Origin of the sequence: Janthinobacterium sp. 67, assembly GCF_002797895.1 — a bacterium.
Taxonomy (GTDB): Bacteria; Pseudomonadota; Gammaproteobacteria; order Burkholderiales; family Burkholderiaceae_D; genus Janthinobacterium.
Map to the genome: position 1 here is coordinate 523,713 of NZ_PGES01000001.1, position 14,948 is coordinate 538,660.

Below are 14,948 nucleotides of genomic sequence, written 5' to 3' on the forward strand. Positions count from 1 at the left end.
CCTTAACCCATCATTTGCAAAGTGGCGTCAAACAGGCTATTCGCCACGGAAATGACTTTCATGTTTGCCTGGTACATATTCTGGAATTCGACCAGGCTCATCGCTTCTTCGTCCTTGTTCACGCCGCTGGTCGATTTCCAGTCGTCGATCGCTTGTGAGCGCACCGTGTTGGCCGTCTTCAGCAAGGCCTGGTTCTGCTGGCTGTAGATGCCCAGCTTGCCGACCAGTTGCGTGTCCGCGTCGCTCATCAGGACGGAACCGACCCAGCTGACGGTGATCGGTTGATTCTTGATCTCGATCAATTTCTGCAGGTTGCCGCTGTCGCCGGCCGCGCCCGTCAGCGACAGGGCCAGGTCCTTGGCGTTGAAGCCGGGAGTAATGCTCAGTTTGCCATTCGCGTAGACCAGCAGGGGACCGCCTGGCGCGCCGGCCATGGTTTTGCCCAGAGCCAGCTGTGCGTTGACCTTGCTGGTCAGCTGGGTGGCCATGTCTTGCAGCGACTGCTGCAGCGGTTTCAGGGTATTTTGCTCGAACTCGCCCAGGCCGCCCATCTGGCCGCCGATGGCGACCGGGTCGAGCTTGTACGAGGACTTGGCGAAATCGAGGTTCAGGGTTTGCTCGCCCGTGTTCGTCATGCTGCTGCTCAGGGTGCCGGCCAGGCTGCCGATGACCAGCGGCTGGCCCGACTTCAGCGAGACATTGCGTGAGCCGTCCGGCTGGTCGAGCACTTCGATGCCCATTTGCGAGGCCAGGCCATCGATCAGCTGGTCGCGCGCATCCATCAGCGACGACACGTTCGTGCCCGATGCCGTGGAGGTGCTGATGCGCTGGTTCAGCGCGGCGATATTGGCCAGGGTGGTGTTGGCTTGCGGCACGATGGCTGCCCGTTGCTGCTGCACCGACAGCAGCTGGTTGCCCATGACGGTGCTGATGCTGTTGAAGCGCTGCGCCATGGCGTCGGCGGAGGTGACGATCTGCTGGCGCAGCGGCGTCGACGTCGGGTCGACGGCCGAGGCATTGAGGGCGGCGAAAAAGCCGTCGATGCCGTTGCTGATGCTGGACGCATCGTCGCCCATCACGCGCTCGAGCTGGGTCAGGTAAGGCTGGGTCTGCGAACGGGCGCCCTGGTCGGACGCGGCGCGCCACATTTGCTGGCTTTTATAGGCATCGGCAAAGCGCAGCAGGGCCGACACTTCCACGCCATTGCCGGCCGAGCGCACGCCCACGCCGGCACCAAGCGAGGACAACAGCACGCCCTGGCGCGTGTAGCCCGCCGTTTGCAGGTTGGCGATGTTCTGGCTGGCCGCATTGAGTGCGGCCTGGGCGGCGATGCTGCCTGACAATGCATTGCTGATGATGCTCATTGGGCAAGTTTCTTTCGTGAAGAGTGTGGCGCGTGCCGATGGGCAAGCCTTGAATCGTTGTTACCTTGTACAGGCGACGCTTCAGACGGATTTATTAAGCGGCGCTGCAATATTGTCGGTCTTGACAGCGCTGTTGGCCGCCACGGGGGCGCCGGCCGGCGGCAGCAGCTGGCGCAGGATGGCGTCGGCGATGCCGAAGGCGCGCTGGCCGGCCATCTTGTCGGCCACCAGGTTGTCGGCCATTTCCAGCATGTCGCTGTTGATCGGGTCCTTGAAGACGCTGTCTTCGCCCGCCATCTCGCGCGTGCCCGAACGCATCTGGCGCAGCATGTGCGAGATGAAGAAGGCTTCGAACTTGACGGCCGCCTCGGTGGCCTTGGCCGCATAGCGCGGGTCGGCCGGCGTGGCTGCCGCAGGAGACTTGTCGTCGAGCGCCGAGGGCAGGGCGCTGCTGCTGTCGTTGATATTAAGCATCAGATCACCACCAGTTCGCCTTCGATGGCCCCGGCTTGATCCAGGGCTTGCAGAATTGCCATGATGTCATCGGGCGAAGCGCCCAGGCTGTTGACGACGTCGATGATCGACTGCAGCTTGGCGCCGGCCGGCCATTTGAACATATTGCCGTTGCCCTGGTCGACGGACACTTTCGATTGCGGCGTGACGGTGGTCTGGCCGCGGCCGAACGGCGCCGGCTGGCTCACTGCCGAGCTTTCGGAAATGACCACTTTCAGCGAGCCGTGCGTGACGGCGGCCGCCTTCACGCGCAAGCCTTCGGCGATGACCACGGTGCCGGTGCGTGAATTGAACACCACTTTCGGCGTATCGACGCCCACATCGACGGAGAGCGCTTCCAGCTTGGCCATGAAGGCCACGCGCTGGGTCGGGTTTTCCGGCGCCAGCACTTCCACGCTGGTGGCGTCGCGCGTCGTGGCGACGGCGCCAAAACGGCGGTTGACGGCTTCGACGATATTGATGGCGGTCTCGAAATGCGGGTGGCGCAAGTTCAGGGTGACGGTCGGCCTGGTCGAGAAATCGCTGAGGATTTCGCGCTCGATGTTGGCGCCGTTGGGAATGCGGCCCGAGGTGGGCGTGTTGACGGTGACGGACGAGCCGCTCTTGCCGGTGGCGTTCAGGCCGCCGACGACGACGTTGCCTTGCGCCAACGCATAGGTTTCATTGTCGGCGGCGCGCAGTGGCGTCAGCAGCAAGGTGCCGCCGCGCAAGCTTTTCGCATCGCCCAGCGACGAGACGGTGACATCGATGGCCTGGCCACGGCGGTATCCTGGTGGAAACACGGCGCTGACCATGACGGTGGCGACGTTCTTGCTTTTCGCTTCGGCGCCGTCCGGCATCTTCACGCCGAACTGCTTGAGCATGTTGACGACGGACTGGCTGGAAAACTTCACCTGGGTGGTGTCGCCGCTGCCGTTCAGGCCGACCACCAGGCCGTAGCCGACCAGCGGGTTGTCGCGCACGCCCTCGATGCTGACCAGGTTGCGCAGCACTTGTGCGGCGCTGGCGGGCAGGGCAAGGCCGGAGAGCGCGGCCAGCATGGCTGCCAGAGGCAGGGCGGAACGAAATTTCATGAGCTCACCTTAAAACGGCATCCATGGGCCGACGAAGAAGCGCGTCAGCCAGCCTGGTGTATTGGCTTCGGCCAGGGTGCCCTGGCCGGAATAGGCGATCTGTGCATTGGCAATGCGCAAGGACGAGACCTGGTTGTTCGAATCGATGTCGGCCGCGCGCAGGTAGCCGCGCAGGCGCACGAATTCCTCGCCCTGGTTCAGGGTCAGGGTTTTCTCGCCTTGCACGCGCAGCAAGCCGTTCGGCAGCACTTCCTGCACGATCACGGTGATGGCGCCGGACAGCGCATTTTGCTGCGTGCTGGTCGAATCGCCGGCGAAGTTGCGGTCGGCCGACAGGTCGATGCCCGTCTTGGGGAAGGTCTTGCCAAGGATGTTGGCTGCATTCACGCCGACGGACGAACCCTTGTTGAACGAGGTGCCGGCCTTCTTGCTGGCCTGCGTGGTTTCCTGCAGGGCCACCGTGACGACGTCGCCGACGCGGAAGGCGCGGCTGTCCGAGATCAGGTCCAGGCCCGCGTCGGCATTGAACACGCCGCCGCCCACGCCGCCGCGCGCGCCGCCGCGCGGCGCCACGGGCAGCGGCGTATCGGAGAAGCTGGGCGCCACCGGCGCGGCCGGCCGGCTGGCGCAACCGGCCATCAATACCAGCAGCATGGCTGCCGCGGCTTTCATGGCGACCGTCATCAGCGTGCCGCTTGCGCCAGGTATTGCAGCATGTTGTCGGCGGCCGACAGCACCTTGGTGTTCATTTCATAGGTGCGCTGGGCAGCGATCATGTCGACCATCTCTTCGACCACCTGCACGTTAGAGCCTTCCAGCGCGAACTGTTTCAGTTTGCCCAGTGCGCCTTCGCCGGGACGGCCTTCCGTCGGCGTGCCGCTCGATGCCGTTTCCTGGAACAGGTTTTCACCGAGTGCCAGCAAGCCCGTCGGGTTGACGAAGCTGGAGAGGTTCAGCTGGCCCAGCTGGGTGCCGTTGACATTGCCCGGCACGGTGGCCGTGACCATGCCGTTTTCGCCGATGGTGATCGCCGTGGCATTGTTCGGTACGGTGATCTGCGGCACCAGCGGCAATCCCTGGGCATTGACCATCACGCCGTTTTCATTGATGCCCAGCTGGCCGGCGCGCGTGTAGGCCGCTTCGCCGTTCGGACGCAGCACCTGCAAAAAGCCGTTGCCGGTGATGGCGACGTCGAATTCGCGGCTCGTCGTTTGCAGGCTGCCGGTGGTAAACACCTTTTGCGTGCCCACCATGTGGGTACCGTTGCCGAGCTGTACGCCCGATGGCGAGAGGGTATTGTCGGCGCGCTGCGTGCCCGGCTGCTGCTCGACCTGGTAAAACAGGTCTTCGAAGACGACGCGGTCGCGCTTGAAGCCCACGGTATTGACGTTGGCCAGGTTATTTGCGATGGCTTGCAGTTTGGCATCTTGTGCCTGCACGCCGGTCTTGCTGATCCACATTGCTGGATTCATGATTTACTCCTGATAATTGGTTGGCGTTGGGCCTAGGCGCCCAGCAGGCGGTTGCCCGACTCGGTCATCGCGTCGCTGGCCTTGAAAATTTTCATCTGCATCTCGAAACTGCGGTTCAGGCTCATGGTGGCGACCATTTCCTCGACGGCCGAGACGTTGCTGCCTTCCAGGTGGCGGTCGCGCAGGCGCACCGCCGGGTCGGCCTGCAAGTCTTCGCCGCTGCGCGCCACGATCAGGCCCGCCTCGTTCTTCGTCAGCTCGCCCGCTTCCGCGTTGACCAGCTTGAGCTTGTCGACGGTCTGCATTTGCGCGGTGCCCGGCACCTGGATGGAAATCGTGCCATCGGCGCCGATCGACAGGCTGGTGTGCTCGGGAATCGTGATGGGACCGCCTTCGCCCAGCACGGGCCGGCCGTTGATGGTCAGCGCGCCCGTTTCATCGAGGTCCATGGCACCGGCGCGCGTGTAGGCTTCGCCGTTTTGCCATTGCACCGCGAGAAAACCGGGGCCCGTGACGGCCACGTCGAGTTCGCGTCCCGTTTCCTTGATCGTGCCCGTGCGCGTGCCCACGGCGCTCGACTGCGTCTGCGTCATGTGGCGGTCGTCGTAGCCGTAGCCGTTTTGCAGCGGCTGGGCAGTGGACACTTCCAGGTTGGCGCGAAAGCCGCCCGTCTCGATATTGGCCAGGTTGTTGGCGTGTACCTGCTGTGCCCGCAAGGCACGGTCGGCCCCGCTCATGGCGGTATAAATCAGCGCATCCATTGCTCTTTACCTTTGCGTATCGTGGATTACAGCGCTTGCATCAGCGATTGCAGCATGGCGTTCTCGGTCGAGATGACCTTCGAGTTGGCCTGGTAGTTGCGCTGCGACGTCATCAGGCCCACCAGTTCGGAGGTGATGTCGACGTTCGACTGTTCCAGCGAACTCGTCACCAGTTTGCCGGCCATGCCTACGCCTGGGCGGTCATACATGGCGGTGCCGGAAGTGGTCGAGGCAACCCAGCTCGTATCGTTGACGGCCGTCAGCGCGCCTTCGTCGGGGAAGGTGGCCAGGGCGATCACGCCGATGCTTTGCTTCTGGCCGTTCGTGTATTTCGCCACGACGGAGCCGTCATCGGCCAGTTCCACGCCTGTGTAGGTGCCCGAGGCATAGCCGTCGGCGCGGTCGGTCGAGGTCGTCGCTTCGCCGGCGAACTGGGTGGTGCCCGTATAGTCGATGGCGATCGTCAGCGCCGCCGCGCCAGGCGGCGTCGGCAGCACTGGCGAGGCGGACGTGCCGGTCACCAGCTTGCCGTTCGTGTCGAACGTCATGCTCGTCACTGGCGTCACATCGGCGTTGTCGAAGGTGTAGTGCACATCCACGCCCGTCACCGTCTTGACGAAGTACTGGCCCAGCGAGTGCTTGGCGCCCAGCGAATCGTAGACGATCGAGGACTTGGCGCTGTTGTAGCTCAGCTCATTGGTCTTGTCGAAAGCGGGGGTTTTGACGGCCCATTCGGACGACATATTGGCCGCGTATGCCAGTTTGGTCGACGCCACGGCGGGAATCTGGCCCGTCGGAATGAGCATGTCGCCCATGGTGCCCAGGGTGGTGCTGCCCTTGACGGCGGCGTAGCCTTGCACCAGGCGGCCGTTCGAGTCGATCAGCTTGCCGTCATTGCTTGCCGAGAAGATACCGACGCGGCTGTAGCTCATGGTGTTTTGCGCATCGCGCGCGACGAAATAGCCGCGGCCGTCGATGGCCGCGTCGAGCGCGCGGCCTGTGTTGAGCACGCCGCCATTGAGCGACATGCTTTGCGTGATCGAACCGATTTCCGTGCCCGTCGCGCGCGAGCCGGCGTACATGGCCGAAAAGTTGGCGCGGCTGCTCTTGAAGCCATAGGTGCCGGCGTTGGCGATATTGTTACTGGTGCTGTTCAACTGCTGGTTGATGGATTGGATACCGGACAGGGCGATGTCGAAACTCATGTTGACTTCCTTTAGTGAAGGACGAGATTAGTGTGCTGGAAACAAAGGGAAGGGCGGATCAGGCCGTCTTGCCGTTAAAGCCGGTGATCGCGCCAGGGTTGACTTCGCCCAGGTTCGATACGCTCAGGATCATGGCGCCGCCGGACGACAGGCGCACGCTGTTGAGCTTGCCCGCGATGTCGACCGTCGGTTTTTCGGTGCCGCCTGTGCTGACCGTCATGCTGTAGGTGCCGGCAGGCAGGCCCAGGGCCACCGGGTCGATGGTGAACGGCACCGTGCCGGCCGACTTGGCGCCCAGTTCGATCTTGTATTCCTTGTCGTCGATGCCTTTCAGGGTCACCGTGGTCTTGGTGGTGCTGGCGGCCAGCGCGATGCTGCCGTTGACCTTGCTCTTGTCGAGTTGCACCGTTTCGCTGTTGACCATCACTTCGGAACCGACTTGCGCGCCCAGGGCCAGCACCTGCATCGATTGCAGCACGCTGGCATTGGCGCTGGTCAGCGCCGACAGGTTTTGCATCGCTTCCGTCTGCGCCTGCTGCGTCAATTGATTGACGAACTGGCTCGGGTCGGTCGGCGCGAGGGGGTCCTGGTTCTTGATCTGGGCGACCAGTAATTTGGTGAACATGTCCTGGGTGGCATTGCCTTGCGACTTGACGGCATTGCTGCCGTTGTTGCTGCCGCTGGTGTTATTTGTAAAGAGATTGGTTTCCATGGATTATGCTTCACCTAATTTGAGGAGCGATTGCTGCATCGACTTGATGCGGCCCAGAACTTCGACATTGGTTTCAAAGGCGCGCGACGCCGACATCATGTCGGTCATTTCAGCGACCTGGTTGACGTTGGGGTAGAACACCATGCCATCGGCATTGGCCATCGGGTGGCCCGGTTCATACACCTTGCGCAGCGGCTCGTCGCTTTGCACCACGTCGAGCACCTGTACGCGCCCGCCCGCGCCGCTGGCGCCGGGGCCGTCCATCACGGCCGCAAACACGGGTTTGCGCGCGCGGTAGGTTTCGCCTTCGGAACCGGCAACGGAATCGGCATTGGCCAGGTTGCTGGCGATGGTATTGAGGCGCACGGTTTGCGCCGCCATCGCCGAACCGGCGATCTTGGAAATATCCTGGAAGCTCATGCTGATCCTTATTGTCCGGAAATGGCCTTGGACAGACCCTTCAGTTTCATGTTGACGAAAGTGAGGCTGGTCTGGAAGTCGGTGGCATTCTGCGAAAACGCCGCCTGTTCGACGCCGATTTCGACGGTATTGCCGTCGCGGCTGGGGTGGTAGGGGACGCGGTACAGGGCGCTGGCATCGTCATCGGTCGACAGCAGGCCGGCTTCGTTGTCCTGCAATTGTTGCAGGGCGCTGCCGAAATCCATGTCCATGGCCTGGAAGCCGGGCGTGTTTTCATTGGCGATATTGGCCGCCAGCACGCGGGTACGGTCGGCACGCAGCGCGAGTGCATCGGCGTGCACGCCCAGCGCATCCTTGAAATTAATCCCCATGGTCATCCTTTGTATTGAATTCGATCGTGCTTTTTGCGGTTCGGGCCAGAAAACAGGTGGTGCAGAGGTAAAATCCCAGCCTGGTCATGTTGACGCATGGTAAGGTCATGCCGCTTCAGTATCTTTGATTAAGGTTAGCAATGATTTACTTTGAGAACTATTCCGTGATGTGGAACAAGGCGCAATATCGCTGCATACTGCTTCCTGGCCTCTTTTTACTGGCCAGCCTATATAGTAGTGCAGGTCGCGCAGAATTGCCAGCCGACAATATATTTTCACGTGTGGAACAGTTGGCGCGGGAGCAATTGGCACAGCAGGCAGCCTCGGCGGGACTGCTGGAACCGCAGTTTCAGGTGACTGTCGTGAAAAGCACGCGCCCCATGCCGGCGTGCGCGGCGCCCGTTGCGCTGGAAACGGCGGACAGCCGCTCGGCGCAGCGCATGCGTTTTGTCGCGGTGTGTCCTGGAAGCAACGGATGGCGTTATGAAATGCTGGCGCGCGGCAGCATCACGGCCCAGGTGGCCGTCACCAGCGCCCCCGTTACGGCCAATACGCCGCTGCAGGCGGGCGACGTGACCCTGGCGCGGCGCGACGTGACGATGGTGCCCGACAGCATAGCCTCCTTGGCTGGCGCCGTTGGCCTGTCGAGTCGGCGCAGCCTGCGCACCGGCGAAGTGTTGCGCCAGGGACAGCTGGCGTCGCCCGTGCTGGTCAAGCGGGGCAGTGCCGTCAACATCGTGGCGCGCAAGGAGCAGGTGGAAGTGAGCATGGCCGGCGAAGCGATGGATCCGGGCGCGCTGGGCGAGGTGATTCGCGTGCGCAACGCCACCAGCGGCACGGTCATACGTGCCAGGGTGGTCGATGCGGGCGTGGTGGAACCGGCCGATATTGTCGGCCGTTAAGGAGATCAGTCGGCGGCGGCCGTGCGCTGCAGGCGCGTCGCCAGCTGCGTCAGCTTGGCGGCGTAGTTGGGATCGGTGGCATAGCCGCCCCGTGCCAAACCCTGCGCGAAGGCGCCCGCATCGGCGCCCGTGTTCAGGGCGGCGCGGTAGCGTGGGTTGTCGAGCAACACTTGCGCATAGTCGCGGAAGGCGCTGGCCTGGTCCGGGTAGCTGCGGAAGCGTTCCGTTTTCTTCAGGGCCGTGCCGCTGCCCGCCTCGTATTCGGTGGTCATGTTGCTGGCCACGTCGCCCTGCCATTTGCCGCCGGCCTTGATGCCGAACAGATTATTCGTGTCAGCGCCCGTGCCCTGGCGCAGCGGACGCTGGCCCCAGCCCGATTCCAGCGCCGCGTGGGCGGCGACGATTTCCGGCGCCACGCCCAGGCGGGCGCCCGTTTCTTGCGTCCACGGCTTGATCGAGGCGAGGAATTGCTGCTGCGTTTCGCCGATCTCGCCGCCCTGGTTGATGCTGCCCAGCACATTCACGGGTTGGCTCTGTTCCAGGTAGGCGCGTCCTTGCGGGCTCAGGCTGGTGGCGTTGCCGCCACCCTGTTCGATGAAACGGGCCACTTCGCCCTGTACCTGGCGGAACACGCTGCTGAAGTTGCCGGTCGAGGCAGTGGCGTCGGTGGCGCGCATATTGCTCTGCACGGCGGACGTGGCTGCCGTCGATGGGGTTGCCGCCGTGGCGCGGGTGGTCAGGAAATCAGCCTGGCGCATACGTATCTTCCTCGCCATGCAGCACGCGCTGCATGATGCTGTACTGCTCTGTTAATAAATCGCTGTTGCGGGTATTCAGGCGCTTGCATTCGAGCACCATCTGCTCGAGCGCGGCCCAGTCGGCCGCAGCTTTGCTGCGCGCGTCTTGTTGTAACAGCGCAAACAATTGCGCCATATCGCCTTGCGGGCCCAGCAGGGCAGTGACGAGGCTGACACGCTGGCGGCGGCGCGCATCGAGCGGTTCGACGGCGGCGATGACCTGGTCGGCCAGCGCCGTCAGCCGGGCGCTCTGGTGGTGCAGGGTGGCCTGGAATTGCTCTTCCAACAAGGTGTGCAGGGCGGCGTAGCCGGCGCGGTCATCCGCCATGCCTAGCAGCACGCGGCGCACGGCTTCCTGGCGCGTGATGCCCTTGCGCGGCGCGGTCACGATTCGCCGCCGTGGAAGCGCTGGATCAAGCCGGCCAGTTTCGATGGATCGAAGGGCAATTCGCCCTTGGCCAGCGCATCGCGCAGCATGGCCACGCGCTCGTGGTCGATCTCGGGCATGGCGCGCAGGGCGGCCATGGCCGGTTGCAGCACGGCCGATTGCAGTTCCGCCCCGGCCGATGAGCCGGCCATGGCGCCTGCGGCGCCCGCGTGCTCGGCGATCGCCTCGGCCGGCGCGACGGCGCTGCTGCGCACGGTAGCACCGGTGTTGCCGGAGGAGATTTTCATACGTTGTCCCTTGCCCTTAATTTGCATGCTCGTCCCGTTCCTTCTTTGCCGGCAGGCCCAGCTTGTCGCGCAACCGTTGCAGGGTGCCGGAGTCCGGTTCGCCCACCTGCAGCTCGTCGCCTTGCGGCTTTTGTCCGGCCATGCCGAACATGGCGGCGATGCTGTCGGCCTGGCCACGCGTCAATATTAACAGTTCGATGCGGCGGTTGATGCCGGCGCTGGCATTTTTCACGTCCAGCGGCGCGCGGTCGGCCATGCCCACCACTTGCAGCACGCTGTCCGGACTCATGCTGCCGATCAGCAATTGCGCGCGCGCCGACATGGCGCGGTTGGCCGACAGGGTCCAGTTCGAAAAACCTTCATAGCCGGTATTGGCGTATTGCATCGAGTCGGTATGGCCGACGATCAGCATCTGGTTTTCCATTTGCGCGAATACCGGGCCCATCTGGCGCAGCAGCTTGCGGAAACGGTCGGTCGGCACGGCGCTGCCGCGCACGAACATGCCTTGCTTGTCCGTATCGTGCAGCATGACGCGCAAGCCGTACGGCGTGATCACCGATTGCAGATTGCTCTTCAGTCCAGCTTCGTCGCTGAGCTTGTCGAGCGCGCGCGACAGCGACAGCAGGTCTTCCGGCGACTGGTAGCTGACCTTGGTCTGGTTTTGCGGCGCGGCGCCGGCCTTGCCTTCCTGTGTCTGCTTGCCTTCCGTGCGCGTATCGCCCGAGCCCTTGCGGGGCATGGGGAAGCGCTCGATCAGGCTGCCGCGCGGACCGCCGCTCTGTTCCGGCATGACGCCCTGGCCTTCGCCCTGGCGGCTGCTGGCCGACGCATCCATCATGATTTCCTTCATCGCCTGCTGCTCGCGCGCGGCCATCAGCCACAGCACGAGGAACAGCGACAGCAGGGCCAGGCAAAAGTCGGCGAACGCTACTTTCCAGGCGCCGCCATGGCCATCGTCGTCATGCTTGCGTCCCGCACGCTTGATGATGGCCTGTTCATGTTTCTCATGCGGCTTTAGCACGGCGGCCTCCCCGGCCTTGGCCTTGCTCTTGTTCGGCGCCGCCATCTTCCAGCGCATTGATCCAGCTTTCCAGCTGGGCGAAGCTCGGCTTGATGTTCAGCTGTACCAGGCGGCGGCCCGCATCGATGGCCAGCAGCGGCGGCTTGCCCGCCACGTGCGTGACCAGCACGACCTTCACGCATTCCATGGTCGAGCCTTCCTCGCCCACCAGCTGCTTCATCATGTTGCACATCGGATCAAGCACGCCGTAGCAAAAGAAAATACCGATGAAGGTACCGACCATGGCGGCGCCCACTTTTTCCGAAATTTCCGCCGCATCGGCGCCGTCGGCCACGGAATTCATGGCCATCACGATGCCCAGAACGGCGGCCAGAATACCGAAGCCGGGCATGGCTTCGGCGATCTTGTGCAAGGATTTCGACGGTTGCAGCAATTCGTCGTGGATGGCTTCGAGTTCCTGTTCCAGCACGCCTTCGAGTTCATGCGCGTTGATCTTGCCCATCGCCATCAAACGGAAGTTGTCGACGATGAAGGCCAGCAGCTTCGGCTCTTCCAGCACCAGCGGGTAGCGCTGGAACAGGGCGCTTTCGCGCGGCGCCTCGACGTGGGCGTCGAGCGCTTTCAGGCCGCCGGCGGCCGTTTGCAGCAGTTCATACATCAGCAGCAGCAACTGGCGCTGGAATTCCGAGCCTTGCTTCTTGTGCGTGACGATCTTGCGCATCTGGTGCAGCATTTCACCGAGTACATGCTTCGGGTTGCCCAGCACCAGGGCGCCGACGGCGGCGCCGATGATGATGATCAGCTCGACCGGTTGCCAGATCGCGTGGACGGTGCCGCCCATCAGGGCGAAGCCTCCGAATACACACCCCATCACGATTAAGATACCGATAATTACCATGTCAACTGCCTTTCTGCGTCATTGTGCTGCGTCAATTTGATGGATAGTGAAACTTATGCGTCTTGCAGCATGGCTTTCATCTTGCCCAGTGCCGTCTTGTTGAGCTGGCAGACGCGGGCGTCGCTCAGGTCCAGCACGGCGGCTATTTCTTTGTAGCTCAGTTCGAATTCGTAATACATCTGGATCACGCGCTGCTCGCGTTCGTCCAGCGCGCGCAGCGCCTGTTCCAGGCTGCGCCGCACCATCAATTGCTCTTCCGGACTCGGTGCGCTGTCGGCCTGTCCCAGGCTTTCCTGCAGTACTTCGTCAAAACTGGCGATCAGCTCGGCGTTTTCCGCCAGCTGGTATTCCTGGAAGGCTTCCGGCGTCAGCTTCAGGGCGGCCATGATTTCCGCATCCAGCGGCTCGCGCCCCAGGCGGCGGGTCAGGGCGCGCACGCTGTCGCGCAGGCGGTGGCTTTCCTGGCGCACGGCGCGCGGGCGCCAGTCCTGGCGCCGCAGTTCATCGAGGATGGCGCCGCGGATGCGCAGGCTGGCATAGCTGCCGAAAGACTGGTCCGGCACACCGTAGCGGCGCAAGGCTTCGAGCAGCCCCATCAGGCCGATCTGTTCCATGTCGTCGCGGTCGATGGCGCCCGACACCTGCGAATTGAGCTGGCGCACGATGCGTTTCACTAACGGGGAGTACGCCACCAGATGTTGTTGCTCTTCAGCAACGCTGAGCACGGCCGCGCAAGCGCTGGCGGCGGCATATTCGCCGGCGCCATACGCTTCCTGGTATTGCTCTACATAGGCCAAGGGATCTCCCACTAGGTCGTCTGGCGTGTTGGCTTATTCAATGATCAGCTTGCCGACCATGACTTCGGTGAACGGCTTTTCCATCTGCTCGCGCTCGTAGCTGACGTTGAAAGCCTTGTTGATCTGCTCGGCATACTGTTCCACGGTCATGGTCTGCGCCTTGTCCAGCGGAAAGCTCGACAGGGTGCTGACGGCGATCGAGCGCATCAGCGGCAAGTGGTCCTTGGTCAGCTTTTCCTTTTCCTCGGTGGTGGCGATCACCAGGTCGGCCGACAGGTAGTGCGTTTCGCCATCGCCGGGACCGCGGCGCAGCATCACGATGACCTTGTCGAGCGTGAGGAACTTGCGCGCCTTCTTGCCCGTGGCGGGCGGCGGCGGGGCTTTCGCTTCGGCGACATCGGCATGGCCGGCAACGGGCTTGGCCAGGTACCACATGGCGCCGCCAGCTGCGCCGGCGGCCAGCACGGCCACGCCGACAAAGCCGGCTATCAGTTTCATTTTCATATTCATCAGGCGCTTTCTCGCTCGTGCATGGCATAAGTGGTACTGGCAGTGCTGCCGTCGGACAGGGCACGGCCCGGTTCGGCATCATCGTGCTGGCGGCCCGGTTGGCGCTGGCCGCGCGCGTCGCCTTCGGCAAACGCCTGTGCGGCGGGGCTGCGCGGGGTGGCGCTGATATTGACGGCCACGTCGGTGTACTGGCGCTGCGCCAGGTCGCTGCGCATGTTTTCGCCGATGCCTTGCAATTGGCGCAATACTTCCGAGTTCGATGCCGTGACGTTCACCTGCAGTGCGCCGGCCGTGTGGCGGATGGAAATCTCAATGCGGCCCAGCATGGGCGGCTCGAGACGGATCGTCGCGTGTTCGCTGTTGCGGCCGATCTGCGTCTGCAGGCGTTCGCCGAGCGCTTCGCGCAGCGGTTCCTGCCATTGCTGGGCTGGGCCGTTGAGCTTGATGGTGTCGCCAGGCTGGGCCGCCGTGGCCGTATTGCCGATGGCGCCCGTCAGTCCCAGGTTCGGCGCGGCGGGTGCCGGCGTTGCGGCGCCGCGTTCGCCTTCGCGCGCGGCAGGGGCCACAGGGGCGGCGATCGCGGCTGTGGCCGGCGCGCCTTGCTGCGGCAGCGATTCGAACGGCTGTGCAGGCGCGCCGCCCTTGGCGGTTGCCGCCGGGTTGGCGGCGGCCAGCGGTTCGCGCGTATCGCGGCCTGCAGCTTGCGCCGTTCCCTGTGCCGTGATGGTGATGGCCGCCGGATGCAGGCTGATGTTGAGTGCCGGATTGGCTTGCGCCACGTTCACCTGCGCCACGTTCGCCTGTGCTGATGTCTGCGCTGATGTCTGTGCTTGCGTCTGGGCGGCGGCGCGTGCCTCGGCCGCAGCCGCATCCGTTGGCGGCAGCATCGTCACCGGCAAGCCGATGACGGGGGCGGCCATGGCGGGCAGGCCGTTGTCGGCCTGGTCGTCCGTATCGCCATCCTTGGCGGGCGCGGGCGCGGGCGTGCCGGCGTCGGCCGTTTCGCCGCCCGTCACATCGAGCACCTGCGCAAACAGGGGCAGGGCGGAAGGGGCGGTGCTGCCATAGCCTGGCGTGCCGGGCGAGGCGGCGGCCTGTGACGGCGCTGGCGCCGATGCTGCCGCCGGTGCCGGTGCCGGTGCCGATGCAGGCGCGGCGGAAGCCGTCCGTGCCGGTGCTGCCGGCGCCGTGTTGAAGTTCATGATCATGCTTGATTCCCGTCCGAGTCGTATTCGCCGAGCGCGGCGTAGGCGACCCAACCTTCCTTATTTGCCTGTAATGCACCCAGGTGTTGACCCAGGCGTTCTTTTTCCTCAGAGCAAATTTTAACCGCTTGCGCGTGAATTTTGCGCAAATGCAACAATTCTGTTTGTTCCTGCGCAGTCCATGCGCCCCGTTCGGCCAGCAACGGGATGTTTTTCGCCAGGCTGGCCGACAGTTGTTCCATTGCCGCCCAG

The 14,948-nt window shown here is 63.7% G+C and carries 20 protein-coding genes; 1 reads left to right on the forward strand and 19 read right to left on the reverse strand.

Translation table 11 applies throughout. The features are described from left to right. Nucleotides 1-2: 2 nt before the first annotated feature. The 10 genes from flgK to flgB all read right to left on the reverse strand — a co-directional run bounded on the left by flgK (nt 3) and on the right by flgB (nt 7,891). Nucleotides 3-1,364 carry a flagellar hook-associated protein FlgK gene (gene flgK, locus CLU90_RS02355; protein WP_092715722.1) on the reverse strand — a complete coding sequence of 454 codons (1,362 nt, stop codon included), beginning with the start codon at nt 1,362-1,364 and terminating at the stop codon, nt 3-5. 81 nt (nt 1,365-1,445) lie between these two features. Further along, entirely contained in the window at nt 1,446-1,838 is a 393-nt protein-coding gene (locus CLU90_RS02360; RefSeq protein WP_100427089.1) for a rod-binding protein, read from the reverse strand. Next, entirely contained in the window at nt 1,838-2,950 is a 1,113-nt protein-coding gene (locus CLU90_RS02365; RefSeq protein ID WP_092715718.1) for a flagellar basal body P-ring protein FlgI, read from the reverse strand. The genes CLU90_RS02360 and CLU90_RS02365 overlap by 1 nt, the downstream gene beginning before the upstream one ends. 9 nt (nt 2,951-2,959) lie before the next feature. Next, nucleotides 2,960-3,622 (reverse strand): flagellar basal body L-ring protein FlgH, encoded by a 663-nt coding sequence (flgH, locus tag CLU90_RS02370; protein WP_092715787.1) that lies wholly within the window; start codon nt 3,620-3,622, stop codon nt 2,960-2,962. 11 nt (nt 3,623-3,633) lie between these two features. Then, nucleotides 3,634-4,422 carry a flagellar basal-body rod protein FlgG gene (gene flgG / locus CLU90_RS02375; RefSeq protein ID WP_171985002.1) on the reverse strand — a complete coding sequence of 263 codons (789 nt, stop codon included), beginning with the start codon at nt 4,420-4,422 and terminating at the stop codon, nt 3,634-3,636. 32 nt (nt 4,423-4,454) lie between these two features. After that, on the reverse strand, nt 4,455-5,183 hold the full coding sequence (locus CLU90_RS02380; RefSeq protein ID WP_092715716.1) for a flagellar basal body rod protein FlgF: 729 nt from the start codon (nt 5,181-5,183) through the stop codon (nt 4,455-4,457). Nucleotides 5,184-5,209: 26 nt separating this feature from the next. Beyond that, complete coding sequence (locus tag CLU90_RS02385; protein ID WP_092715713.1) at nt 5,210-6,388, reverse strand: flagellar hook protein FlgE; 1,179 nt, start codon at nt 6,386-6,388, stop codon at nt 5,210-5,212. A 58-nt stretch (nt 6,389-6,446) separates the two neighbouring features. After that, entirely contained in the window at nt 6,447-7,100 is a 654-nt protein-coding gene (locus CLU90_RS02390) for a flagellar hook capping FlgD N-terminal domain-containing protein (RefSeq protein WP_100427090.1), read from the reverse strand. Between the two features lie 3 nt (nt 7,101-7,103). Further along, complete coding sequence (gene flgC / locus CLU90_RS02395) at nt 7,104-7,520, reverse strand: flagellar basal body rod protein FlgC (protein ID WP_034757795.1); 417 nt, start codon at nt 7,518-7,520, stop codon at nt 7,104-7,106. Between the two features lie 8 nt (nt 7,521-7,528). Further along, a complete protein-coding gene (flgB, locus tag CLU90_RS02400) occupies nt 7,529-7,891 on the reverse strand; it encodes a flagellar basal body rod protein FlgB (RefSeq protein WP_034758109.1) in 363 nt (120 codons plus the stop codon). A gap of 362 nt (nt 7,892-8,253) precedes the next feature. Between flgB and flgA the strand changes: the two genes are divergently transcribed. After that, entirely contained in the window at nt 8,254-8,793 is a 540-nt protein-coding gene (gene flgA, locus CLU90_RS02405; RefSeq protein WP_232731046.1) for a flagellar basal body P-ring formation chaperone FlgA, read from the forward strand. A gap of 5 nt (nt 8,794-8,798) precedes the next feature. Here flgA and CLU90_RS02410 read toward each other — a convergent pair whose 3' ends face one another. Genes CLU90_RS02410 through CLU90_RS02450 form a run of 9 tightly spaced genes read right to left on the reverse strand, consistent with a single transcriptional unit; the run spans nt 8,799 to nt 14,938 of the window. Beyond that, nucleotides 8,799-9,551: a glycoside hydrolase family 73 protein gene (locus tag CLU90_RS02410; RefSeq protein WP_092715706.1), complete on the reverse strand. Its 753-nt coding sequence runs from the start codon at nt 9,549-9,551 to the stop codon at nt 8,799-8,801. Next, complete coding sequence (gene flgN, locus CLU90_RS02415; protein ID WP_100427091.1) at nt 9,538-9,978, reverse strand: flagellar export chaperone FlgN; 441 nt, start codon at nt 9,976-9,978, stop codon at nt 9,538-9,540. Before flgN ends, CLU90_RS02410 begins: the two co-directional genes overlap by 14 nt. Next, the gene (gene flgM, locus CLU90_RS02420) at nt 9,975-10,265 is read right to left on the reverse strand and encodes a flagellar biosynthesis anti-sigma factor FlgM (protein ID WP_100427092.1); all 291 of its coding nucleotides are present in this window, start codon (nt 10,263-10,265) and stop codon (nt 9,975-9,977) included. The genes flgN and flgM overlap by 4 nt, the downstream gene beginning before the upstream one ends. Nucleotides 10,266-10,281: 16 nt before the next feature. After that, nucleotides 10,282-11,343, reverse strand: coding sequence for a flagellar motor protein MotB (locus CLU90_RS02425; RefSeq protein WP_092715700.1), 1,062 nt, complete (start codon nt 11,341-11,343; stop codon nt 10,282-10,284). Beyond that, the gene (gene motA, locus CLU90_RS02430; RefSeq protein ID WP_034757817.1) at nt 11,270-12,184 is read right to left on the reverse strand and encodes a flagellar motor stator protein MotA; all 915 of its coding nucleotides are present in this window, start codon (nt 12,182-12,184) and stop codon (nt 11,270-11,272) included. The genes CLU90_RS02425 and motA overlap by 74 nt, the downstream gene beginning before the upstream one ends. 53 nt (nt 12,185-12,237) lie before the next feature. Beyond that, nucleotides 12,238-12,981 (reverse strand): FliA/WhiG family RNA polymerase sigma factor, encoded by a 744-nt coding sequence (locus CLU90_RS02435; protein ID WP_046684903.1) that lies wholly within the window; start codon nt 12,979-12,981, stop codon nt 12,238-12,240. 33 nt (nt 12,982-13,014) lie between these two features. Next, nucleotides 13,015-13,479 (reverse strand): flagellar basal body-associated FliL family protein, encoded by a 465-nt coding sequence (locus CLU90_RS02440; protein ID WP_332870855.1) that lies wholly within the window; start codon nt 13,477-13,479, stop codon nt 13,015-13,017. An 11-nt stretch (nt 13,480-13,490) separates the two neighbouring features. Then, nucleotides 13,491-14,699 (reverse strand): flagellar hook-length control protein FliK, encoded by a 1,209-nt coding sequence (locus CLU90_RS02445; protein WP_157808712.1) that lies wholly within the window; start codon nt 14,697-14,699, stop codon nt 13,491-13,493. Continuing rightward, on the reverse strand, nt 14,696-14,938 hold the full coding sequence (locus CLU90_RS02450; protein WP_232731047.1) for a hypothetical protein: 243 nt from the start codon (nt 14,936-14,938) through the stop codon (nt 14,696-14,698). Before CLU90_RS02450 ends, CLU90_RS02445 begins: the two co-directional genes overlap by 4 nt. Between the last annotated feature and the right edge of the window lie 10 nt (nt 14,939-14,948).